General features: G+C 61.4%; 24 protein-coding genes. 11 read left to right on the top strand and 13 right to left on the bottom strand.

Annotated elements, in window-relative coordinates; genetic code table 11:
• Window positions 1-79: 79 nt before the first annotated feature.
• From AC3ISR_RS00425 to AC3ISR_RS00405, 5 genes are all read right to left on the bottom strand, one after another.
• Window positions 80-2113 carry a GGDEF domain-containing protein gene (locus tag AC3ISR_RS00425; protein ID WP_463984046.1) on the bottom strand — a complete coding sequence of 678 codons (2034 nt, stop codon included), beginning with the start codon at window positions 2111-2113 and terminating at the stop codon, window positions 80-82.
• A complete protein-coding gene (locus AC3ISR_RS00420) occupies window positions 2110-2988 on the bottom strand; it encodes an endonuclease/exonuclease/phosphatase family protein (protein WP_192298207.1) in 879 nt (292 codons plus the stop codon). Before AC3ISR_RS00420 ends, AC3ISR_RS00425 begins: the two co-directional genes overlap by 4 nt.
• A 10-nt stretch (window positions 2989-2998) precedes the next feature.
• On the bottom strand, window positions 2999-3634 hold the full coding sequence (dsbA, locus tag AC3ISR_RS00415; RefSeq protein ID WP_192298206.1) for a thiol:disulfide interchange protein DsbA: 636 nt from the start codon (window positions 3632-3634) through the stop codon (window positions 2999-3001).
• Between the two features lie 168 nt (window positions 3635-3802).
• Window positions 3803-4408, bottom strand: coding sequence for a c-type cytochrome (locus AC3ISR_RS00410; protein WP_226454802.1), 606 nt, complete (start codon window positions 4406-4408; stop codon window positions 3803-3805).
• 34 nt (window positions 4409-4442) lie between these two features.
• Window positions 4443-4745, bottom strand: a complete 303-nt coding sequence (locus AC3ISR_RS00405) for a c-type cytochrome (protein ID WP_463984045.1) — start codon at window positions 4743-4745, stop codon at window positions 4443-4445.
• Window positions 4746-4937: 192 nt separating this feature from the next.
• On the opposite strand from AC3ISR_RS00405, the gene yihA reads away from it, so the two are divergent.
• Window positions 4938-5579 (top strand): ribosome biogenesis GTP-binding protein YihA/YsxC, encoded by a 642-nt coding sequence (gene yihA, locus AC3ISR_RS00400; protein WP_192298203.1) that lies wholly within the window; start codon window positions 4938-4940, stop codon window positions 5577-5579.
• A 270-nt stretch (window positions 5580-5849) separates the two neighbouring features.
• On the opposite strand, the gene polA is transcribed toward yihA, so the two are convergent.
• Entirely contained in the window at window positions 5850-8636 is a 2787-nt protein-coding gene (polA, locus tag AC3ISR_RS00395; RefSeq protein ID WP_192298202.1) for a DNA polymerase I, read from the bottom strand.
• 74 nt (window positions 8637-8710) lie between these two features.
• Between polA and AC3ISR_RS00390 the strand changes: the two genes are divergently transcribed.
• A complete protein-coding gene (locus AC3ISR_RS00390; protein WP_017734691.1) occupies window positions 8711-9001 on the top strand; it encodes a DUF2782 domain-containing protein in 291 nt (96 codons plus the stop codon).
• A gap of 56 nt (window positions 9002-9057) precedes the next feature.
• Window positions 9058-10011 carry a homoserine kinase gene (locus tag AC3ISR_RS00385; RefSeq protein WP_192298201.1) on the top strand — a complete coding sequence of 318 codons (954 nt, stop codon included), beginning with the start codon at window positions 9058-9060 and terminating at the stop codon, window positions 10009-10011.
• Between the two features lie 229 nt (window positions 10012-10240).
• On the opposite strand, the gene AC3ISR_RS00380 is transcribed toward AC3ISR_RS00385, so the two are convergent.
• On the bottom strand, window positions 10241-11170 hold the full coding sequence (locus AC3ISR_RS00380) for a zinc ABC transporter substrate-binding protein (RefSeq protein WP_192298200.1): 930 nt from the start codon (window positions 11168-11170) through the stop codon (window positions 10241-10243).
• A 58-nt stretch (window positions 11171-11228) separates the two neighbouring features.
• On the opposite strand from AC3ISR_RS00380, the gene AC3ISR_RS00375 reads away from it, so the two are divergent.
• The 4 genes from AC3ISR_RS00375 to AC3ISR_RS00360 are packed head-to-tail and all read left to right on the top strand — an operon-like array spanning window position 11229 to window position 14034.
• Window positions 11229-11711 carry a Fur family transcriptional regulator gene (locus AC3ISR_RS00375; RefSeq protein ID WP_192298199.1) on the top strand — a complete coding sequence of 161 codons (483 nt, stop codon included), beginning with the start codon at window positions 11229-11231 and terminating at the stop codon, window positions 11709-11711.
• On the top strand, window positions 11711-12496 hold the full coding sequence (gene znuC / locus AC3ISR_RS00370; protein ID WP_192298198.1) for a zinc ABC transporter ATP-binding protein ZnuC: 786 nt from the start codon (window positions 11711-11713) through the stop codon (window positions 12494-12496). The genes AC3ISR_RS00375 and znuC overlap by 1 nt, the downstream gene beginning before the upstream one ends.
• Window positions 12489-13277, top strand: coding sequence for a zinc ABC transporter permease subunit ZnuB (gene znuB, locus AC3ISR_RS00365; protein WP_192298197.1), 789 nt, complete (start codon window positions 12489-12491; stop codon window positions 13275-13277). Before znuC ends, znuB begins: the two co-directional genes overlap by 8 nt.
• Before the next feature lie 37 nt (window positions 13278-13314).
• Complete coding sequence (locus tag AC3ISR_RS00360) at window positions 13315-14034, top strand: PA5502 family lipoprotein (RefSeq protein WP_463984042.1); 720 nt, start codon at window positions 13315-13317, stop codon at window positions 14032-14034.
• Window positions 14035-14135: 101 nt separating this feature from the next.
• Here the strand turns inward: AC3ISR_RS00360 and katE are convergent, their stop codons facing one another.
• On the bottom strand, window positions 14136-16265 hold the full coding sequence (gene katE / locus AC3ISR_RS00355; RefSeq protein ID WP_463984041.1) for a catalase HPII: 2130 nt from the start codon (window positions 16263-16265) through the stop codon (window positions 14136-14138).
• Between the two features lie 229 nt (window positions 16266-16494).
• On the opposite strand from katE, the gene AC3ISR_RS00350 reads away from it, so the two are divergent.
• From AC3ISR_RS00350 to AC3ISR_RS00340, 3 genes are read left to right on the top strand one after another with little or no spacing between them, the layout of a single operon-like run.
• On the top strand, window positions 16495-17502 hold the full coding sequence (locus AC3ISR_RS00350) for a methionine ABC transporter ATP-binding protein (RefSeq protein WP_192298194.1): 1008 nt from the start codon (window positions 16495-16497) through the stop codon (window positions 17500-17502).
• Window positions 17502-18176, top strand: coding sequence for a methionine ABC transporter permease (locus AC3ISR_RS00345; RefSeq protein WP_192298193.1), 675 nt, complete (start codon window positions 17502-17504; stop codon window positions 18174-18176). Before AC3ISR_RS00350 ends, AC3ISR_RS00345 begins: the two co-directional genes overlap by 1 nt.
• A gap of 51 nt (window positions 18177-18227) precedes the next feature.
• On the top strand, window positions 18228-18998 hold the full coding sequence (locus AC3ISR_RS00340; protein WP_192298192.1) for a MetQ/NlpA family ABC transporter substrate-binding protein: 771 nt from the start codon (window positions 18228-18230) through the stop codon (window positions 18996-18998).
• A 162-nt stretch (window positions 18999-19160) separates the two neighbouring features.
• Here AC3ISR_RS00340 and AC3ISR_RS00335 read toward each other — a convergent pair whose 3' ends face one another.
• From AC3ISR_RS00335 to AC3ISR_RS00315, 5 genes are read right to left on the bottom strand one after another with little or no spacing between them, the layout of a single operon-like run.
• Window positions 19161-19796 carry an SCO family protein gene (locus AC3ISR_RS00335; protein ID WP_192298191.1) on the bottom strand — a complete coding sequence of 212 codons (636 nt, stop codon included), beginning with the start codon at window positions 19794-19796 and terminating at the stop codon, window positions 19161-19163.
• Window positions 19793-20692, bottom strand: coding sequence for a heme o synthase (gene cyoE / locus AC3ISR_RS00330; RefSeq protein ID WP_192298190.1), 900 nt, complete (start codon window positions 20690-20692; stop codon window positions 19793-19795). Before cyoE ends, AC3ISR_RS00335 begins: the two co-directional genes overlap by 4 nt.
• Window positions 20680-21759, bottom strand: coding sequence for a COX15/CtaA family protein (locus tag AC3ISR_RS00325; protein ID WP_192298189.1), 1080 nt, complete (start codon window positions 21757-21759; stop codon window positions 20680-20682). Before AC3ISR_RS00325 ends, cyoE begins: the two co-directional genes overlap by 13 nt.
• A gap of 10 nt (window positions 21760-21769) precedes the next feature.
• Window positions 21770-22354, bottom strand: a complete 585-nt coding sequence (locus AC3ISR_RS00320; RefSeq protein WP_192298188.1) for a hypothetical protein — start codon at window positions 22352-22354, stop codon at window positions 21770-21772.
• The gene (locus tag AC3ISR_RS00315) at window positions 22320-23084 is read right to left on the bottom strand and encodes an SURF1 family protein (protein ID WP_192298187.1); all 765 of its coding nucleotides are present in this window, start codon (window positions 23082-23084) and stop codon (window positions 22320-22322) included. The genes AC3ISR_RS00320 and AC3ISR_RS00315 overlap by 35 nt, the downstream gene beginning before the upstream one ends.
• A 35-nt stretch (window positions 23085-23119) precedes the next feature.
• On the opposite strand from AC3ISR_RS00315, the gene AC3ISR_RS00310 reads away from it, so the two are divergent.
• On the top strand, window positions 23120-23323 hold the full coding sequence (locus AC3ISR_RS00310; protein ID WP_017528731.1) for a twin transmembrane helix small protein: 204 nt from the start codon (window positions 23120-23122) through the stop codon (window positions 23321-23323).
• The last annotated feature ends 2 nt before the right edge of the window (window positions 23324-23325 follow it).

Raw genomic sequence — 23325 nt, 5'->3', positions numbered from 1 at the left:
CAGTACGCTGAAGACGATAATGCAACAGTGTAACGTACCGACTGCAACCAGACGGTCAAATCACAAAATGGAACATCTTTTACGCCGCCTGCACTTGGTTGCGTCCCGCCGCCTTGGCCCGGTACAACGCTGCATCGGCGCGCTTGAGTGCCAGGTCGCTGCGCTCACCTGGCAGGAACTGCGCCACGCCCATGGATACCGTGATCGTCACCGGCTCGCCTTTGAAGTGGAACGGGCACGCCTCGATGGCCGCGCGCAACACCTCGCCAGCCGCCAGCGCATCCGTCAGCGATGAGTTGGGCATCAGCAACACAAACTCTTCACCGCCAAACCGCGCGATAAAATCGCTCGAGCGCAGACGCTTGCGCAGCACATTGGCGATGATTTTCAGCACTTTGTCGCCGGCCAAATGGCCGTAACCGTCGTTGATCCGCTTGAAGTGATCCAGGTCGAGCATGGCCAGCGACAGGCTGTTGCCCTGCTGGTGCCAGGCATTGACCTCATGGTCGAGGCGTTCACTCCAGGCCGCACGGTTGGGCAGCCCGGTGAGCGGGTCGATCAGGGCTTTCTGGCGTTGCACCTCCAGGTGCTCGCGATAGCCCTGGGCTTCCTGTTCCATGTTCGCAACACGCTCGGCGAGGCCTTTCAAACGCGCCGCGACCTCCTGCTCACGCTGGTCGCGCTGCTGCTGGTGTTGGTCCATGGTGCCGAGCAAGCCTTCAAGATGGCTTTCCAGCACGTGCTTGAGACTGTCGAGGTCGGCCGCGTCCTGGACGCTGCTTTGCAGGCCATCGACTTGTTCGCGGATCTGCGTATCCAGCTCGCGGGCAGCGTCGCGGCTGTCTGCATGACCATCGCTGGCCACTTGCAGATGCCCCTGGAACGCCTCGAGGCGTTCGTTGAGCTGCTTGAGATAAGCCTCGAACTCGTGCTGGCCGCTGTCGGTGATCGCCAGCATCAACACCGCCAGGTCATCGAGGATTGGCAGCAGTTCGTACCAGTTCAAGCCATGGGCAAGGCGCTCACGCATGGCTTCGGCCTGGGGCCGATGGCGTTCGGGCAGCGACAGGTCCTCGAGCAGGCCGAGCAGGGTGTCTTCGATATGTTTGGCCACGGAGCTGTAGGACGGCTCGGGCGAATCGGGCAGGGCGTAGATACCGTCCGATTGCAGCTCGTCGGGGTCGGCACGCTCGAGTACCGGCGGCAGCGACAGGCTGCCGATGACGGTGAGCGCCGGGGTATCGACGGGCACCGATGGCGCTTCGACAAAGGTGGCGAGTGCGCTCTGCGGGGCAGCCTCTTCGGGCGCAGGCGTCTTGGGCTCTGGCACCGCGGCAGCGGGTAGCGGTGCTGCGGCTGCAATCGCTGGGCTGGCGACTGCCTGCACAGGGGCGGGCGGCAATGGCGCGGGCTCGGGTGCAGCCGGCGCAAGTGGCGCAAGTGGCGCAAAAGCCAGCAGTGCCTCGGCCAACTCATCAGACGGCGCGGGCTGCTCGGGCACGGGCTTGGCGGCGGCAGGCTGCGGCTGCGGCTGCGGCGCGGCAACCGGCACAGGCTCACTCACCTGCGCCTCACTGGCAACCTCCTTGCCACCAAACAAACGTTGCAACAGTCCCGGCCCCGGGCGTGGGGTTTCGCCATCCGGCTCCAGGTTTTCCAGCGCCTGCCCTTGCAGGCTGCTCAACTCGCTGAGCAGCAACGGGATCTCGCGGGCCTGGCTCACACGGCCGTCCAATTGCTTGGCGAAGGTCTTCAGCGGGCGCGCGACCTCACGGGGCAGTGGCAGTTTCTGCAACTGCGCGACCAGGGAGGCCAACGCGGTACTCATCTGGTCGACACGGGTTTCGCGGCGCTGCTCGGAATCCAGCACGGCCTTTTCCAGGCGCGGCAACAGGGCGGCGAGGGCGGCGTCCATGTCGTCGGTGCGCACCACATCGCGCATTTCCTTCATGCATTGGTCGACCGCACGGTCGGTCCCTTCAGCCGCCAGCGTGCTGCGCACCAGCCCTCGACGCAACAAGTCGAGGCGAGCGGCCCAACGGCGCTCGAGCTTTTCTTGTTGTTCGATGCTTAGCAGGTATTTTTCTTTCCAGCGCTGGGCGTCGTCGCTCATGCAAGGGGTCCGCGGGGGCCAGGGCTCAACGCGGGCAATGCATCAGCCGTGAGCGAACCCGGCAGACGAATCTCTACCGCGACCGGCAGGTGATCGGAGATGGGCTGCGCCAGTACCTGCACGCTTTCGAGCGTGAGGGTCGGGCTGAGCAGGATATGGTCCAGACAACGTTGCGGGCGCCAGCTGGGAAACGTGGCTTCGACTTGCGGCGCCAGTAGCCCGAGGTCCCGCAGCGGGGAATTGTTCAACAAGTCGCTGGCGTGGGTGTTCATGTCCCCCATCAGCACTTGGTGTTTGTAATTGCCGATCAGCTCGCGGATGTAGGCCAGTTGCATCGTGCGGGTGCGTGCACCCAGCGCCAGATGCATCATCACCACTACCAGGGCTTCAGGGCCTTCACCGAAGCGCACGAGGATCGCGCCACGGCCCTTGGGCCCGGGCAGCGGGTGATCTTCGATCGCCCACGGCCTCAAGCGGCTGAGCACGCCATTGCTGTGCTGCGCCAGGCGCCCGAGGTTGCGATTGAGTTGTTGATACCAGTACGGAAACGCCCCGAGCTGGGCCAGGTGTTCAACCTGGTTGATGTAGCCGGAGCGCAGGCTGCCGCCGTCAGCTTCCTGCAAGGCGACCAAGTCGAAGTCGCTCAGCAGGTTGCCGATTTTCTGCAGGTTGCCGGCGCGCCCATTATGGGGCAGCAGGTGCTGCCAGCCACGGGTGAGGTAGTGCCGGTACTTCTCGGTACTGATACCTACCTGGATATTGAAGCTGAGCAGGCGCAGCCGGCTGTCTGCCGGCAGGCCCGTGGATTCCAGGTGATGCTCGTTGACCTGCGGATCATGCAGGCCAACAACCCGTTCAGTACCCCAGCGGCGCATGGCGAGCCCCTTACTTGGCTGCGCGCTCTTTGGCGATCAGCTGGTCGGCGACATTGAGGACAGCTTCAGGACCACCGGCAGTACCCAGGTCAAAGCGGTATTTGCCGTTGACGATCAGGGTCGGTACACCTTGCACGCCATACTTCTGCGCCAGTTCTTTGGCCTGTTTGATCTGGCCCTGGATGGCGAAGGAGTTGAAGGTAGCCAGGAACTTGTCCTTGTCGACACCTTGGGTGGCGACGAAGTCAGCCATTTCGTCTGGTTTGGTCAGGCGCTTGCCTTGTTTCTGGATGGCATCGAATACCGCGTTGTGGACCTTGTGCTCCACGCCCATGGCTTCCAGGGTCAGGAACAACTGGCCGTGGGCATCCCATGGGCCGCCGAACATGGCCGGAATGCGTTTGAAATTTACGTCTGAAGGCAGTTTTTCGGCCCATGGATTGATGGTCGGCTCAAAAGCGTAGCAATGCGGGCAGCCGTACCAGAACAGCTCCACCACTTCGATCTTGCCAGGTACCGAAACCGGTACGGGATTGGTCAATTCAACATAGGTTTTACCGGCTTCAAGCGGCACATCGGCAGCTTGCGCGGTCATGCCGAAGAGGCTGGCAGTGATGAGAGCGGCGCTGAGGATCAGATTACGCATGCTTTACTCCTGGACAAATAAAGTCGCCTCACGCGACCTTTGTTGTGACAGGTCTACGCGGACATGAGTTCGTTAGTGTAACGGCACCGGCCACAAAAAAGGGCGGCCTGGGCCACCCTTTTTATGCTTGCATCGACGGATTAATCGAGCGTTAACGTAGCGCCTGGATCAGTGCAGACCCTGGATGTACTGCGACACCGCTTCGATGTCCTTGTTGCTCAACTTGCCGGCGATGCTTTGCATGATTTTGGTGTCGCCATCGTTGACGCGATTACCTTCACGGAAGTCCGTCAGCTGTTTGGCAACGTACTGTGCATGCTGCCCACTCAAGTGCGGGAAGCCTGCAGCGGCGAGGCCTGCGCCGTTGGGCGAGTGGCAACCGATGCACGAAGGCATGCCTTTTTCCAGGTTGCCGCCGCGGAACAGTTCTTCGCCACGGGCGACCTGCTTCGGATCGGCCGCTCCCACGCTGCCTTTCTGGCTGGCAAAATATGCCGCAATGTCTGCCAGGTCCTGATCGCTGAGGTTGGTCAGCAAGCCTGTCATTTCCAGCACCGTGCGCTTGCCATCCTTGATGTCGTGCATCTGCTTGGTCAGGTAGCGTTCACCCTGGCCGGCCAGTTTAGGGAAGTTCGGCGCCGGGCTGTTGCCATCCGGTCCGTGGCAAGCACCACACACGGCGGCTTTCGCCTGGCCCGCTGTAGCGTCGCCTGCAGCATGGGCAACACCAGTGATGCCCAGGGTCAACAGCAGACTCACGATCAGTTTGTTCATCAGCTAATCCAACTACGGCTAAGGGGTTTAAGAGTTATCTACCGGGTTTACTCACCATCAAATCAATGACGGCCTGGTAATCCTCAGTACTGCAGTCCATGCACAAACCACGCGGCGGCATTGCCTTGAAACCCTGGGTCACGTGCTGCACCAGCGTGTCCATGCCCTGCGCCAGTCTTGGCGCCCAGGCTGCCTGATCACCCCGTTTGGGGGCGTTGGGCAGTTGGCCGGCATGGCAAGCCACGCAAACTCGGTTGTACACCGCCTCCGGATCCTGTGTAGCCTGAGCGCCGTAAAGCGGAACCAGGACACCAAAAGCGAGCAACCATCTGGTCATACGTCGACCATTTCAGGGCTTGAGAGCGTTTTGCGTTCTAATGCGCAATAAAGGTCTATCGCTCCCGTGAACTTCATCCTTCGCTGGGACAAAGCACACACAAAATCTGCGGCATTATATACTGGCGCTACTGAAACGGAAACGACACCGCTTGCCGCACCCTTTCTCGGCATCGCCCACATCGGAAACCTCATGCAACTCAAGAATCCCATCCTCGGTCTGTGCCAACAGTCCACGTTCATGCTCAGCGCCGCCAAAGTTGACCAATGCCCCGATGACGAAGGCTTTGAAGTTGCCTTTGCCGGCCGTTCCAACGCCGGTAAATCCAGCGCGCTGAACACACTGACCCACGCCAGCCTGGCACGTACGTCGAAAACCCCGGGGCGCACGCAACTTCTCAATTTCTTCAAGCTAGACGATGATCGGCGTCTGGTCGACCTGCCGGGCTACGGTTACGCGAAAGTACCTATCCCGTTGAAGCTGCACTGGCAGCGTCACCTGGAGGCGTACCTGGGTGGCCGCGAGAGTTTGAAGGGTCTGATCCTGATGATGGACATCCGTCATCCAATGACCGACTTCGACCTGTTGATGCTCGACTGGGCCGTGGCCAGCGGCATGCCGATGCATATCCTGCTGACCAAGGCCGACAAGCTGACCTATGGCGCAGCCAAGAACACCCTGCTCAAAGTGCAGGCGGAAATCCGCAAGGGTTGGGGTGACGCGATCACTATCCAGCTGTTCTCGGCGCCGAAACGCATGGGCCTGGAAGAGGCCTACACCGTGCTGGCCGGTTGGATGGAATTGGCCGACAAAGGCGCGGAAATCGCCGAGTAACTTTCCTGCGGGCAAAAAAAACCCCGGACTTCGTATGGGGAGGGGAAGTTCGGGGTTCAAGTTCCGGACCGCTAGGGCGGGGTCCAGATATCTGCCAACACTTAACACAACATAGGAGCATTGAAGGGCTTCACCACCCATTCAGTAACTCTGAGTGGCACTTCACGGGTTAAGTTCCGGGCGGTGCGAAAAACTATTGGAAATAACTAACGGCAATATCTGATCTAAAGCACTCTGCCACCACGGCTTGTGGCGGCAAGGCCCTGTAAATCAGTGCGCTTCGTCCCAGTTATTGCCCACGCCCACCTCCACCAGCAGCGGCACATCCAACTGCGCCGCAGCACTCATGTGCTGGCGAATTTTCTCGCTGACTTCGGCGACCAGATCCTCACGCACCTCCAGTACCAATTCATCGTGCACCTGCAGGATTACCTTGGCATCCAGGCCCGAGTCGGCCAGCCAGTTGTCCACCAGCACCATGGCTTTCTTGATGATGTCAGCGGCCGTGCCCTGCATCGGCGCGTTGATCGCCGTGCGTTCCGCCGCGGCACGCTCCTGGGGTTTGTTGGAGTTGATGTCCGGCAAATACAGGCGGCGGCCGAAGAAGGTCTCGACATAGCCTTGGTCGGCAGCCTGGGCGCGGGTGCGCTCCATGTACTCGCGAACCCCGGGGTAGCGGGCGAAGTACACGTCGATGTAAGCCTTGGCGGTCTTGGTATCCACGCCAATGTCCTTGCCGAGCTTCTGCGCCCCCATCCCATAGATCAGGCCGAAGTTGATCGCCTTGGCGCTGCGGCGCTGGTCGGACGTGACCTCACCCAGCTCAACCTTGAACACTTCGGCCGCGGTGGCCGTGTGCACGTCCAGGTTATCGCGGAAGGCATTCATCAAGCCTTCGTCCTTGGACAGGTGCGCCATGATCCGCAGTTCGATCTGCGAGTAGTCCGCCGCCAGCAGCTTGTAGCCTTTTGGCGCGACAAACGCCTGACGAATCCGACGCCCTTCAGCAGTACGCACCGGGATGTTCTGCAGGTTCGGATCGCTGGACGACAACCGCCCGGTCGCCGCCACCGCCTGGTGGTAGGACGTGTGGATACGCCCGGTACGCGGGTTGATCTGCTCTGGCAGGCGATCGGTGTAAGTGCTTTTCAGCTTGCTCATGCTGCGGTACTGCATCAGCACCTTGGGCAGCGGGTAGTCATCTTCGGCCAGCTTGGCCAGCACTTCCTCGGCGGTAGACGCCTGACCCTTGCCGGTCTTTTTCAGCACAGGCAAACCGAGCTTTTCGTACAGAATAGCCCCGAGCTGCTTGGGCGAACCGAGGTTGAACTCCTCGCCAGCGATCTCGAACGCCTGGCGCTCCAGCTCAACCATCTTGTTACCCAGCTCAATGCTCTGGACGCCAAGCAAATCCGCATCTACCAGCGCGCCCTGGCGCTCGATACGCGCCAGTACCGGCACCAGCGGCATCTCGATGTCGGTCAGCACGCTGGCGAGGCTCGGGATGGCGGTGAGTTGGGCGTGCAGCGCCTGGTGCAGGCGCAAGGTCACGTCGGCATCTTCAGCCGCGTAGGGGCCGGCCTGCTCAAGTGCGATCTGGTCGAACGTCAGTTGCTTGGCCCCCTTGCCGGCGATGTCCTGGAAGCTGACGGTGTCGTAGTCCAGGTACTTCTTGGCCAGGCTGTCCATGTCGTGCCGGGTCGCAGTGGAGTTCAGCACGTAGGATTCGAGCATGGTGTCGAAGGCGATGCCACGCACGGTGATGCCGTGGGCCGGGTCACCGCCAATGGCGCAGTTGGCCAGGATATTCATGTCGAACTTGGCGTGCTGGCCGACCTTGAGCTTGGTCGGATCTTCCAACAGCGGCTTGAGAGCCAGCAACACGGTGTCGCGATCCAGTTGCTCAGGCACACCGATGTAGGAGTGAGTCAGCGGGATGTAGGCTGCTTCATGGGACTGAACGGCGAAGGAAACCCCGACCAGTTGCGCCTGCTGGGCGTCGATACCGGTGGTTTCGGTGTCAAAAGCGAACAACTTCGCGTCATTGAGTTTTTTCAGCCAGAGATCGAACGTGGCCTGGTCGCGGATGGTGGTGTAGGACGCTTGCAGCGGCGCAGCGGGAACCTCCTCCACCACTTCATCTTCGGCAACAGGTGCGGCCTTGAGCTCGACACGCTTGGTATCACGCTGAATATCGTCGTACCAGCTCTTGAACTCCAGCAGCGCGTACAGCTCCAGCAGCTTGTCGCGGTCCGGCTCGTTCAGGTGCAGGTCATCCAGGCCCACGTCCAGCGGCACATCGCACTTGATCGTCGCCAACTGGTGGGAAAGAAACGCCATCTCACGATGCTCTTCGAGCTTGGCCGGCAGGGTCTTGGCACCCCGGATCGGCAGGCTCGGCACGATGTCCAGCTGCTCATAAAGCTCTTTGATCCCGCCATTCACGCCCACCAGCAAGCCGGATGCGGTCTTCGGACCTATACCCGGAACGCCCGGGATGTTGTCGGACGAGTCGCCCATCAACGCCAGATAATCGATGATCTGCTCCGGAGCGACGCCAAATTTCTCCTTTACGCCGTCGATGTCCATCGAACTACCGGTCATGGTGTTGACCAAGGTAATGTGCCCGTCGACCAGTTGAGCCATGTCTTTGTCGCCGGTAGAAATCACCACCGGCCTGTCGGCAGCCGCACTGCTGCGGGCCAGGGTGCCGATCACGTCATCGGCCTCGACGCCTTCGACACACAGCAACGGGAAGCCCAGGGCGATCACACTCTGGTGCAGCGGCTCGATCTGCACGCGCATGTCATCGGGCATGCTCGGGCGGTTGGCCTTGTATTCGGCGTACATGTCGTCGCGAAAGGTCCCACCCTTGGCGTCGAACACCACTGCGAATGGGCTGCCCGGGTACTGCTTGCGCAGGCTTTTGAGCATGTTCAACACGCCCTTGACCGCACCGGTCGGCAGGCCTTTGGAGGTGGTCAGCGGTGGCAACGCGTGGAAGGCGCGGTACAGATATGAAGAACCGTCCACCAGGACGAGGGGGGCTTGGCTCATGAGCAGGATCAACCTTTTCGGCGGGTCAGGCGCTAGAATAGCCGGACCAATGACGACAAAGGGACAAGGTTATCATGCGTACAGCGAATCGCTTGTTGTTGACCGGCTTGATTGCACTCCTGCCGCTGGCCGCCACGGCAGCCGACAGCGCCCCCGGTGGTGACCCTGAGGTCACGATCCGCACCGAAGGCGACAAGACCATCCAGGAATACCGCCAAAATGGCTTCCTGTACGCGATCAAGGTAACGCCCAAGGGCGCGCCTCCGTATTTCCTGGTACGCGCGGACGGAACCGATGCGAACTTCATCCGCTCTGACCAGCCGGATATGCTGATCCCGTCATGGAAGATTTTCGAATGGAAATGATTTCTTAACTTAAATTGGCGCCGCGCACCGCGGCGCCCGTACTGGCAGTTTTAACCATGTCTGTGTTCACCCCCCTGGCTCGGCCCGAGCTGGAAACCTTTCTCGCCCCTTACGGGCTCGGCCGCCTGCTTGATTTCCAGGGAATTGCCGCCGGTAGCGAAAACACCAACTTCTTTATCAGCCTGGAACAGGGCGAGTTCGTCCTGACCCTGGTTGAACGTGGCCCCGTCGCCGAAATGCCGTTCTTCATCGAACTGCTCGACGTGCTCCACGACGCCGACCTGCCCGTACCTTACGCCCTGCGCACCACCGACGGCGTGGCCCTGCACGAGCTGAAAGGCAAACCGGCGCTGTTGCAACCGCGCCTGGCCGGCAAGCACATCAAGGACGCCAACGCGCAACATTGCGCCCAGGTCGGCGACCTGCTCGGCCATCTGCACCTGGCCACCCAGGGCGACAAAGTACTGGAGCGTAAAACCGATCGCGGCCTGGATTGGATGCTCAGTGAAGGTGCGCAACTTATTTCACACCTGGAAGCAGCACCGCAGCGCCTGCTGCAAGACGCACTGGACGAGATCGAAGCCCACAAGGCGCAGATCCTCGCCCTGCCGCGCGCGAACATTCATGCGGACCTGTTTCGCGATAACGCCATGTTCGAAGGCACGCATCTGACAGGCCTGATCGACTTCTACAACGCCTGCTCCGGCCCGATGCTGTACGACGTGGCGATCGCCTTGAACGACTGGTGTTCGGACGAGGACGGCGTGATTGATGGACAACGCGCCCGTGCACTGCTGGGTGCCTACGCGGGGCTGCGGCCATTCACGGCGAAGGAAGCCGAATTGTGGCCGACGATGCTGCGAGTGGCATGCGTGCGGTTCTGGCTGTCACGCCTGATCGCGGCTGAGTCGTTTGCGGGTCAGGATGTGTTGATTCATGACCCGGCGGAGTTCGAACACCGCCTGGCGCAACGCCAGCAGGTCACGATACAACTGCCGTTCGCCCTCTAAGGGCTCAACTCGGTCAAAAAAATGTGGGAGCGGGTTTGCTCGCGAAGGCGGTGTGTCAGCCAGTACATCTGGTACTGAAACACCGCCTTCGCGGGCAAGCCCGCTCCCACAGTTGATTGGTGTTGATGGATAGTGAGTGTTCGGCTGGAGATCGCCCAGGCACTGCCATCCCCTGGTGGAGATATTGCCCTCCACCATAGAATCTCCCACATGGGCCTTGTGTTGACTGTCAGAGCGACTCCAGGCAACCCGCCAGATCATTCCCCAACTTCTCCAGCACCTGCTCATACCCCTGAGCCGTAGCCGGCGTGTACCCACCCAACGCATCCAACTCCGCCAACTTCACTGGCAGGCCAGTCACCAGCGTTTCCGCCAACCGCGGACGCAACGGCGGCTCACTGAACACGCAGGTCTTGCCCACTTCCTGCAGACGCGTACGCATCGCCGCTACGTGCTGGGCGCCGGGTTGTACTTCGGCGGCAACGCTGAACACGCCGGTGTGCTTGAGCCCGTAGGCATCTTCGAAGTAATCGAAGGCCTCATGGAAAACGAAGTAAGGCTTGTCGCCAATCGACGCCAGACGCGCTTTCAAACGTGCATCCAACGCATCCAGACGCTCATTGAAGGCCTTGACGTTGCTCTGGTAACGCGCCGCATTCGCCGGGTCGGCAGCCGCCAGGTCCGACGCCATTCGTGCAGCAATCACACGCGCATTCACGGTGGACAGCCACAAGTGCGCATCCAGGCTGCCTGGACGGTGATCATGGTCGTGTTCGTCGGCTTCATCGGCGTGGGAGTGGCTATCTTCGGCGAAACGACGCAATTTCATGCCTGGAAGATCCTGCACCGCAACCGTCGGCGCTGTACGACCTTTGAGCACGCGAGGCAGGAAGCTCTCCATATCCGGTCCGATCCAATACAGCAGATCCACCGACTGCACGCGCCGTACGTCGGATGGACGCAGCGCGTAGTTATGCGGCGACGCCCCCGGCGGCAACAACACCTCCGGAACCGCCACGCCGTCCTGCACAGCGGCGGCGATCAACTGCAGCGGCTTGATGCTGGTCAGCACTTTGACCTCGGCCTGGGCGGCACCCGCGATAAACAAACTGGTGATGAATACGACAAAAACAGGAAAAAGTCGGGACACGATGACCACTCAATGGCGTAGGAACGGGTAACATAATAACGTCTCTATCAAATATCTGTCGCCGCTCATGCCTATAACACCGCTTGCCAGCCGTCCCCACGACCACTCTCACTGCGTACACACCGCGCTGTCGGAAGCCGACACCCTGTGTGCGCAGAAGGGTTTGCGCCTGACCGCCCTGCGTCGCCGCGTGCTGGAACTGGTGTGGCAGAGCCACAAGCCGCTGGGCGCCTATGACATTCTTGGCGTGCTCAGCGAGCAGGACGGCCGCCGCGCCGCGCCGCCAACCGTGTACCGCGCGCTGGATTTCCTGCTGGAAAACGGCCTGGTGCACCGCATCGCTTCGCTCAACGCGTTTGTCGGCTGCAACCACCCGGAACACGCGCACCAGGGCCAGTTCCTGATCTGCCGCGAATGCCACGCCGCCATCGAGCTTGAGCAAAAAAGCATCAGCGACGCCATCATCAAGAGCTCTGCCGACGTAGGCTTCAAAGTCGAAGGGCAAACGGTCGAAGTCGTCGGCCTGTGCTCGGGCTGCCAGGGGGCTTGATGAGCAATGCGTTAATCCGCCTGGAACAGGTCGGTGTCACGTTCGCCGGGCAAAACGTGCTGGACAACATCGCACTGAGCGTCGAACCGGGGCAGATCGTCACTCTGATCGGCCCCAACGGCGCCGGCAAGACCACCCTGGTACGCGCCGTGCTCGGCCTGCTCAAGCCCGACACGGGCAGCGTGTGGCGCAAGCCCAAGCTGCGTGTCGGCTATATGCCGCAAAAACTGCACGTCGACCCGACGCTGCCACTGTCTGTGCTGCGCTTCCTGCGCCTGGTGCCCGGTGTCGACCGCGCTCGCGCCCAGGCCGCGCTCAAGGAGGTCGGCGCCGAGCAGGTGATCGACAGCCCGGTACAAAGCATCTCCGGCGGCGAAATGCAGCGCGTGCTGCTGGCCCGCGCCCTGTTGCGCGAACCGGAACTGCTGGTGCTGGATGAACCGGTACAAGGTGTGGACGTCGCCGGCCAGGCCGAGCTGTACAGCCTGATCACCCGGCTGCGCGACCGCCATGGCTGCGGCGTGCTGATGGTTTCCCACGACCTGCACCTGGTGATGAGCACCACCGATCAGGTGGTATGCCTCAATCGCCACGTGTGCTGCTCCGGCCACCCGGAACAAGTCAGCGGCGACCCGGCGTTCGTCGAGCTGTTCGGCAAGAACGCGCAAAGCCTGGCGATCTACCATCACCATCACGACCACGCCCACGATTTACATGGCGAAGTCGTCGACGACCCCGCGACACCTCACACCCACGTTCATGGAGATAGCTGCAAGCATGGCTGATTTTCTGCTCTACGCCCTGCTGGCAGGCTTGGCTTTGGCGTTGGTGGCGGGCCCGCTGGGCTCGTTCGTCGTCTGGCGGCGCATGGCCTATTTTGGCGACACGTTGTCCCACGCCGCGCTCCTGGGCGTGGCCATGGGCTTCCTGCTGGATGTCAGCCCGACCATTGCAGTCACCGTCGGCTGCCTGCTGCTGGCGGTGCTGCTGGTGACCCTGCAACAGCGCCAGCCGCTGGCGTCCGACACCCTGCTCGGCATCCTCGCGCCCAGCACCTTGTCCTTGGGGCTGGTGGTGCTGAGTTTCATGCACGAAGTGCGCATCGACCTGATGGCCTACCTGTTCGGCGACCTGCTGGCCATCAGCACCACCGACCTGGGCTGGATCCTCGGCGGCAGCGCGGCCGTGTTGGTGTTGCTGCTGGCCCTGTGGCGGCCGCTGCTGGCGATCACCGTGCATGAAGAGTTGGCCACGGTGGAAGGTTTGCCCGTGCCGGCCCTGCGCATGACCCTGATGTTGTTGATCGCGGTGGTGATTGCTGTCGCGATGAAGATTGTCGGCGTATTGTTGATCACATCGCTGCTGATCATTCCCGCCGCCGCCGCCCAGCGCCATGCCCGTTCACCGGAGCAGATGGCGATTGGCGCCAGCTTGCTGGGGATGCTAGCGGTATGCGGGGGCCTGGCGTTGTCCTGGTTCAAGGACACGCCGGCCGGGCCGTCAATTGTGGTCACGGCCGCCGCGCTGTTTCTGCTGAGTTTTGTCCTGCCCCGTCGAGGGGTGTAGACTTGCTCGCTTTTTGCGCAAATAGAGAGTCGCAGGAATGAAGCCGTTCACCTCCCGTTATCTGCTCCTTGCCGCATTTTCCTTGCTGCTGGGCGCCTGTCAAAGCACGCCGCCCGCCGCCCCCGAGGCCCCGGACGCTCGCGCTGCGGCCATCGCGCAGCTGGAGAAAAACCTCGCCAGCAGTGAGCTGGCCACCGCCGAAGACCAGCTTGCGGCGCTGCAAGCGCAGTCGCCCAACGACCCGGCGCTGGAGCCCTACCAGCGGCAATTGGCCGAAGCCTACCTGCAGCGCAGCCAGATCGTGCTGCAAAAAGGTGACGTCAACGCCGCCGCCACTGCCCTCAGCCGCGCCCGCGCACTGATGCCCAAGGCCCCGGCGCTGACCGGCGGCGTGAACAGCGCCATCAGCCACGCCCGCAAGGCCGAGCTGGATAAAGCCGAAGCCGCGCTGAAAGCCGCCGAAGCCAAGCCCCAGGCCAAGGTCATCGACCCGGCGGCCGAGAGCACCACCGTGGCGCTGAACCTCACGGACATCCAGGCGTTGCGTCATCAGCTCGATGCCATCGCCACCGACGTGGTGAATTATCAGTGCGACGTGAGCCTCCAGGTGCCGCGCACCCAGGATTACCCTTGGCTGGCCAAGCTGCTGACCAAGCGGGTCAAACGCATGGATTCGGCGTATGACCTGAAAATCCACCGGCAGATCCTGAAGAAGATCCCGGCGCAGGTTGTGTTGATTCCGCGCAAGACGGAATAAAGCAATCGCGAGCAAGCCCGCCCCCACACTTGAATGTATCCACAAGTCAAAATGTGGGAGCGGGCTTGCCCGCGATAGCTATCCAACCAACAACAGATGACTTAGGCCGGAATCGCCTTAGCCTTCGGCTCCCGATCCCACACCCGATGCTGCGCAATCGCGGCGACAAAAGCCTTCAACGCCTTGGCATCGCCACCCACGATCAATCCCGCATCCACCTCCAGCTTCAACAACTCCAGCAACTGCTTGGCCTCACCCACCACTGCAATCGCCTTCAAGTGCTTATAAGCCTCCAACAGGTAATGCAGCGCCACGCCGTCTTCGCTCAGGGCTTTCACCGATTTGGCGCCGCCCGGCACAAACACCGCGTCAAAGGCCACCGACGGCAAGCCCTCCATGGATGCGTCCACCGCAAGGCTCTTGCCATCCGCCGTGGTCACCGGCGCCGAGGTCGGCCCGAGCAACTTGGCATGGGCACCTTCCTCCTTCAGCACTTTTTGCAGCGCCGCAATTGCCGCGCCGTCCACACCGTCCGCCGCCAGGATCGCCACTTTGCGCGTTTTGATGTCACCCGACAGCAGGTTCGCCTGGCTCAAGGCCGGCGAGCGTGACAACGAAGTCTTGCGCTCCGGCACCGTACCTGTTTTCGGCACCTGCAAGCCAAGGTTCTGCGCCACACGCTTGGCCAGTTCCAGGTCGATATTGGCGAGGATCTCATTCACCTGGCGCACACGAATGAATTCACGCTCCACCTTACCCAGCTCAAAGCTGTAGGCCGAAATGATGTGTTCCTGCTCATGCTTGCTCATGCTGCGGAAAAACAGGCGCGCCTGAGAAAAATGATCGCCAAACGACTCACTGCGCTCACGCACCTTATGGGCATCGATGCGCTCGTGATAAGACTCGAAACCACCGTCCTGCGCCGCAGGCGGGGTTTCCTTGGGCCAGCCGCCATCAATGGAGTTGGGCTCGTACGCCGCACGCCCCTTATCGATGGTGGTCCGGTGCATGGCATCACGCTGGCCGTTATGCAGCGGCGTTACCGGGCGATTGATGGGTAACTCATGAAAATTCGGGCCACCCAGACGGCTGATCTGAGTATCGGTGTAGGAAAACAGGCGCCCCTGCAGCAGCGGATCATTGGAGAAGTCGATCCCCGGCACGATATGGCCTGGGCAGAAGGCAACCTGCTCGACCTCGGCAAAGAAGTTGTCCGGGTTACGGTTCAGCACCATTTTGCCCAGCGGAGTAATCGGCACCAACTCTTCGGGGATCAGCTTGGTCGGATCGAGAATGTCGAAATCGAACGCATGCTCCTTATCCTCGGGAATCACCTGCACGCCCAGCTCCCACTCGGGATAATCGCCCATCTCAATGGCTTCCCAGAGATCGCGACGGTGGTAGTCGGTATCTTTACCGGCGAGCTTTTGCGCTTCGTCCCACACCAACGAGCAGGTGCCGGCCGTAGGCCGCCAGTGGAACTTAACGAAGTTGGACTGCCCCTGCGCGTTGATAAAGCGAAAGGTATGTACACCAAAGCCCTGCATGGCCCGCAGGCTTTTTGGGATCGCCCGGTCGGACATTGCCCAAATCACCATGTGCGCCGACTCCGGCTGCAGCGACACAAAGTCCCAGAACGTATCGTGAGCCGAACCACCTGTAGGAATCTCGTTATGGGGCTCGGGCTTCACGGCGTGGACAAAGTCGGGAAACTTGATCGCATCCTGGATGAAAAACACCGGCATGTTATTGCCCACCAAGTCGAAGTTGCCTTCCTCGGTGAAGAACTTGACGGCAAAGCCGCGCACATCGCGAACCGTGTCGCCGGAGCCGCGCGGGCCCTGCACCGTGGAAAAGCGCAGGAATACCGGGGTTTTATGGCCAGGGTCGCGTAGGAAACCGGCCTTGGTCAGTGCCGAATGGTTTTCATAGGTCTGGAAATAGCCATGGGCGCCGGTACCACGCGCATGCACGATGCGTTCGGGGATGCGCTCATGGTCAAAATGCGTGATCTTTTCCCGCATGATGAAGTCTTCGAGCAACGAAGGCCCGCGCGCGCCGACCTTCAGGCTGTTCTGGTTGTCCGAAATCTTCACGCCCTGGTTGGTACGCAGCGCTTGGCCGGTGGCGTCGGAGCGGAACGTTTCCAAAGCCTCTAGTTTGGCGTTGGTGTTCTTGCGGTCCAGGGTGTCGGTTCCGGCGAGTTCGCTCTGGGGCTTTTTCGTACTCATCAGTCAAAACTCCTTATTCAGACCCAGGCACGGCACCCGGGAAGTCGCGTTACCTAAGTAGTGACTGATGAGGTTTTGGGCCGTTCCTTTTTTATGACCTTTGATCGCGTTATTGCCAAATCACTGGTTGATTGCGAAATAAATGCTAAGAAACGCTGGACGGACAGGCTAAAATGCGCGCCCGGCTAACCGCTGATCCCTATTTCATGCGCCCCACAAGGTTCGCTACGTGATCGAGTTTCAAAACGTCCATAAAACCTACCGCGTCGCCGGTAGGGAGATCCCCGCGCTGCACCCCACCAGCCTGCGTGTCGAAAACGGCCAGGTGTTTGGCCTGATCGGCCACTCCGGTGCGGGAAAAAGTACCCTTCTGCGTCTGATCAACCGCCTGGAACAACCCAGCGGCGGTCAGATCACGGTTGATGGTGAAGAAGTCACCGCGCTGGACGCCAACGGCCTGCGCCGTTTCCGCCAGCAGGTCGGGATGATCTTCCAACACTTCAACCTGCTTGCATCCAAGACCGTCGCCGACAACGTGGCGCTGCCGCTGACCCTGGCCGGCGAATTGTCGCGCAAGGACATCGACCTGCGCGTCGCCGAACTGCTCGCCCGTGTCGGCCTGTCGGACCACGCCAAGAAGTACCCCGCGCAGTTGTCCGGCGGCCAGAAGCAGCGCGTCGGCATCGCCCGCGCCCTGGCGACCAAGCCCAAGATCCTGTTGTGCGACGAAGCCACCAGCGCCCTCGACCCGCAGACCACCGCTTCGGTCCTGCAACTGCTGGCCGAGATCAACCGCGAGCTGAAGCTGACCATCGTGCTGATCACCCATGAAATGGACGTGATCCGCCGCGTCTGCGACCAGGTGGCCGTGATGGATGCCGGCGTGATCGTCGAGCAAGGCACGGTGGCCGATGTGTTCCTGCATCCCAAGCACCCGACCACCAAACGCTTCGTGCAAGAGTCCGAGCAGGTCGACGAAAACGAGCAACGCGACGACTTCGCCCACGTCCCAGGCCGCATCGTGCGCCTGACGTTCCAGGGCGATGCGACCTACGCGCCGCTGCTGGGCACCGTCGCCCGCGAAACGGGTGTGGACTACAGCATCCTCGCCGGTCGTATCGACCGCATCAAAGACATCCCCTACGGGCAACTGACTCTGGCCATTACCGGCGGCGACATGGAAGCGGCATTCGCGCGCTTTGTTGCGGCGGATGTCCACATGGAGGTTCTGCGCTAATGGACGTATTACTGCATTATTTCGACAACGTTGACTGGGCCGACATCTGGGTCGCCACAGGCGACACCATGCTGATGCTCAGCACTTCGCTGTTCTTCACCGTAGTGGTAGGCCTGCCGCTGGGCATCCTGCTGTTCCTGTTCAGCCCCCGCCAGTTGCTGGAGCAGAAAACCACCTATGGCGTGCTGGCCTTCGTGGTCAACGCCATACGCTCGCTGCCATTTATCATCCTGCTGATTGTGATGATTCCGACGACGATCTTCATTACTGGCACCTCGCTGGGTGTAGCCGGCGCGATTCCACCGCTGGTGGTCGGCGCTTCGACATTCTTCGCAAGACTGGTGGAAACCGCTTTGCGCGAAGTCGATCGCGGCATCATCGAGGCGACCCAAGCCATGGGCGCCACCACTCGCCAGATCATCACCAAGGCGCTTCTGCCAGAGGCGAAGCCAGGCATCATTGCCGCAATCACCGTGACCGCTATCGCCCTGGTGGGCTATACCGCCATGGCTGGCGTAGTGGGCGCCGGCGGGCTCGGGGACCTGGCGATACGCTATGGTTACCAGCGCTTCCAGGACGACGTCATGGTCGTCACCGTGGTGATGTTGATTGTGCTTGTACAAATTCTGCAGACCATCGGCGACAAGCTGGTGACACATTACTCTCGAAAATAACGGCCATTGCCGACTATCAGTCGGCAGATGCCCGAACAAGGAGCTTGCTGGATGAAAAAACTACTGGTTGCTTTCGCTGCGGTCGCCGCGTTTTCCGCCCACGCCGAGACCATCAAGGTCGCCGCCTCGCCGGTGCCGCACGCGCAAATCCTCGAATTCGTGAAACCTGCCCTGGCCAAAGAAGGCGTGGACTTGCAGGTCAAGGTCTTCACCGACTACGTGCAGCCCAACGTACAGGTGGCTGAAAAGCGCCTGGACGCCAACTTCTTCCAGCACCAGCCGTACCTGGACGAATTCAACAAAACCAAGGGCACTCACCTGGTGAGCGTCGGCGCCGTGCACCTGGAACCCCTGGGCGCGTACTCCAGCAAGTACAAGACCCTGGCCGAGCTGCCTGACGGCGCCAACGTGGTAATCCCGAACGACGCCACCAACGGCGGCCGCGCGCTGTTGCTGCTGGCCAAGCACGACCTGATCACCTTGAAGGAGCCGAACAACATCCTGTCGACCATCAAGGACATCACCGCCAACCCGAAACACCTGAAGTTCCGCGAACTGGAAGCCGCCACCCTGCCGCGCGTGCTGACCCAGGTCGACCTGGCGCTGATCAACACCAACTACGCCCTGGAAGCCAAGCTGGACCCGTCCAAGGACGCACTGGTCATCGAAGGCAGCGACTCGCCTTACGTGAACATCCTGGTGACCCGCGAAGACAACAAGGATTCGGATGCAGTGAAGAAGCTGGTCGCAGCACTGCACACGCCTGAAGTGAAGAAATTCATCGAAGAGAAGTACAAAGGCGCGATCAAGCCGGCGTTCTGATCCAACCCGATCTCCCAGACACCGGAGATCAAACAAATGTGGGAGCGGGCTTGCTCGCGAATGCGGTGTAGCAGTCGATGACGATATTGACTGACCCACTGCATTCGCGAGCAAGCCCGCTCCCACATTTGCTATGTATTGCTAGCCAGATCTGCGTACGACTTAGTTGCGCTGCAACAACACCGGCAACTGCACCACCAGCTTCTGATTATTCAACGGTGCCCGGATAAACCCACGCTGCATCCCATCCGGCCCGATCAGCGCCAGGTTGCCGCTGTGATCCACCGTGTAGTTTGGCTTGCTGGTGTCCGCCGGAATGAACGGGATGCTCACCGCATTCGACACCTTCTGCACCTCCTCCACATTCGCGCCGGTCAGGCCGACAAACTGCGGGTCGAAGTAGCCCAGGTATTGCTTGAGCTGGGTCGGCGTGTCGCGGTGCGGGTCAACGCTGACCAGGATCACCTGCAACTTGTCCACCGCCTCCTTGGGCAGCTCACTCTTGATCTGGCGCAGTTGGGCCAGGGTGGTCGGGCAGATGTCCGGGCAGAAGGTGTAACCGAAGAACAGCAGGCTCCACTTGCCCTTCAACTCATTGACCGATACAGGCTGGCCGTCCTGGTTTGTCATGCTCACCGCCGGCAGTTGGCGGCTCTGGGGCAGCAGGATGATGCCAGCATCGATCAGCGCAGTAGGGTCGCCCTGGCCTTTGCCGTTGAGCACTTTATTAACGGTCAGGCCCATGATCAACGCGACGATGGCCACCAGGATAAAGACGGTTTTTTGAGTTCGGGTCATAGGTTCAACAATAGGTAGTGGTCTAGGAGCAAGGCGATAAACAGCAGCAGCAAGTACCAGATAGAGTACTTGAAGGTGTTGATCGCCGCGTGCGGCCGACCGCCACGGTACAACACCAGGGCCCAATGCAGAAAGCGCCCACCCAATACCAGCGCGCAGGCGAGGTACAGCAGGCCGCTCATATGGATGACGTAGGGCATCAGGCTCACCGCCAGCAGGGCGAAGGTGTAGAGCAGGATATGCACCTTGGTGTAGTGCTCGCCGTGAGTGACCGGCAGCATGGGAATGTCGGCCTTGGCGTACTCCTCCTTGCGATGGATAGCCAGGGCCCAGAAGTGCGGCGGGGTCCAGGCGAAGATGATCAGCACCAGCAACAACGGCTCGGCGCTGACATGCCCGGTGACAGCCACCCAGCCCAGCAACGGCGGCGCCGCCCCCGCGAGACCGCCGATCACAATGTTCTGCGGCGTCGCACGCTTGAGAAAACCGGTGTAGATCACGGCGTAGCCCAACAGCGAAGCCAGCGTCAGCCACGCGGCCAGTGGGTTGGTGAACGCCAGCAACAGCGCCAACCCGGCCACCGCCAGCAACAATGCAAAGGCCAGCGCCGCCAAGGGCGACACACGCCCCTCTGCCAGCGGCCGTTTATGGGTGCGCGCCATCACGGCATCGATACGCCGGTCCACCACATGGTTGACCGCCGCCGCACCGCCCGCACACAGGGCGATCCCCAGGTTGCCGAATACCAGCACCGTCCACGGCACCCCGGCGCGGGTCGCAAGGAACATCCCCACCAGCGAGGTGATGAGCATCAGCACCACCACTTTCGGCTTGGTCAGCTCCAGGTAGTCACGCCAGATTGCCCGCCCGCGGTGCGCGCCGATCAAGGTCGCCATGGCATCTCTCCTTTAAGGGTGATGAGGCCCGAGACATGTTTGCGCGGGATGAAACGCCAGCCGAACGGCAACTGGTTGCGCACGCGGACCAGGCTGGTGCGCGCGTGATAATTGACCAGCACCAGGCTCAGCAACAGCGCGGCACCGCCCGCGTTATGGGCCACCGCGACCGGCAGCGGCAGATGGAAATATACGTTGCTCAGGCCCAGGCAGATTTGTGCGCCCAGGGCGCTCAGCAGCAGGCCCGCCAGACGGCTCATGCCCACCGCACGCAGTTGCCAGGCCAGGCCCAGCAGCACCAGGGTGACCACGACCGCGCCGATGCGGTGAGTCAGATGAATCGCCGTGCGCGCCTCGCTATCCAACTGCCCACCCAGGTAGTTGGGCCCAATGTGCTGGGTAAGATGAAAGCCGTTGGCAAAATCCGCCGCCGGCCACCACTGGCCATGACAGGTCGGCAGATCGATACAGGCCACTGCGGCATAGTTGGAACTGACCCAGCCGCCCAGGGCAATCTGGCCGATCACCAGCACCAACCCGGCCGTCGCCCAATATTGCAGGCGCTTGGGCACGATCAGCGCGGGCAACACCCCGGACAAACGCAGCGTCAGCAGAAACAACAGGCTCAACGTGGCAAACCCACCCAACAGATGCCCCGTGACCACCTGCGGCCACAGCTTCAACGTGACCGTCCACATGCCAAACGCCGCCTGGGCGAACACCACCGCCAGCAGGAACAGCGGCAGTTTCACCGGCTGGCCCGGATCGCGCCGGTGGCTCCACGAGCGCGCCGCCAACACCACGATCAACAGCCCCAGGGTGCCGGCGAAGTAGCGATGGATCATCTCGCTCCAGCCTTTGTCCGCCTCGACCGGCGTGTCGGGAAAGTGCAACTCGGCATGGGCCAGCTGGGTTTCGCTTTGCGGCACGCTGATAAAACCGTAGCAACCCGGCCAATCCGGGCAACCGAGCCCGGCGTGGGTCAGGCGGGTATATGCGCCCAGCAGCACGACAATCAGCGCCAGCAGGGTGGCAAACAACGCGAGGCGAAATCCTGGTTTGGCCATGACGATGCCCTTATCCGATATTCGACAGTTTCAACAGGTGGCGCAGGTCGTTGAGCAAGTCCTTGCCCTTGACCGTGGCGTCGTAACGCAACACCAGGTTGCCGTGGGGATCGACAATCCATAGCTGCGCATCACCCGGCGCGGCGGCGCCTTTGGTAAAGGTCGACAGGTCCAGCGGGTAGCGTTGCAGCTGCGGGTATTCGGCTTTCAGCTTGGCTTCGTAGTCGACACTCACCGGTTGCGCACTGGCCAAGGCATGGCTGGCACGGGACGCATCACGCCCCAGGCTGATTTGCAGCTGGCGCGCCAGGTACACCAGTTGCTGGCAATCAGCAGCGCAGGCAGCGGGGGCGGTGACCAGCAGTTGCCAGCGCTGTTCATCGGCCTGCACGCCGATGTCGGCGCGAGTCTGGCCGTTGCCGATCATCTCGCCGTGATAGCTGCGACTGTCCGGCACCCAGAACTGCAGCTTGTACATGAAAGTGGCCAGCGCCATCGGGCCGATCACCATCATCAAGATCAGGATCAGTTGCCAGCGGCCTTTGCGGCGGTCCGGTGCCTCAGACATGTCTGGTGGATTCATGGCCGCTCCCATGGGACTTCTCCTTTGTGTTGTGCCAGCCGAGATAGAGGTAAAGCGCCAGCAGTGCGCACGCCATGGCGAACCACTGCACGGCGTAGCCGAGGTGTTTTTCCGGGCCCATGGCGACTACGGCCCAAGAGGTGTCGTACGTACCAGGGCCGGCTTCTGCACGCAGTTCGTAGGCAAAGCCGCTGCGACCCAACTCGGCCCACAACACGGCAGGGTGCAGGGCGGTGAGCAGACGCGGCCATTGCGCGGTCGCGGGGTCGGCATGCAGTTGGAAGGTCTCGCCAGGGGCGACATACACCCAGGCGTCAAGGTTCACCGGCTGGTCCGGGGTGGTGAAGGCGGGCGGGGTACGGCGGTCCGGCCAGGGCAGCCAGCCACGATTGAGCAACAGCCATAGACCACTGGCCCTGTCGTGGAAAGGTTGCAACAGCTCGACACCGGCCTTGCCGTCACGCATGCGGTTGTCGAGCAGCACGCTGTGCTCGGCATCGAATTGGCCGCGCAGGCGCACGCGGCGGAAAGCCGGATCAGCCATATCCACCAGCTGCGCGCTGCTGATCGGCTCAGCCGCACGCCGCTCGACGTAGCTGTCCACCAACAGCTGTTTTTCATGGCCACGGGACAGCTGCCAAAACCCCAATCCCACCATCAACGGCAGCAGCACCAGCACCACCAACGTGGGGGCGATCCCTGGATGAAAGCGTTTCCTGGCGCTGGCTATACTTGTTTTCATTGCCCGCCTCCCCCTTGAACCCCAGGAGCCCGACCATGCTCAAAGCAGCCATTGCCCTGATGCTGATCGCGACTGTCGTGAGCCTGTTCAGTGGTCTGTTCTTCCTGGTCAAGGACGAGGGCCACTCCAATCGCCTCGTCACCGCCCTGACCGTGCGTGTGGTGCTGGCCGTGATCACCCTGGCGCTGATCACCTGGGGCTTCTTCAGTGGCCAGTTGGTTTCTCACGCGCCGTGGTAATT

The sequence above is a fragment of the Pseudomonas sp. GL_117 genome, assembly GCF_057835125.1.
Note: the sequence above shows the minus strand (reverse complement) of the source record. Positions and strands in the feature narration are given on the sequence as shown.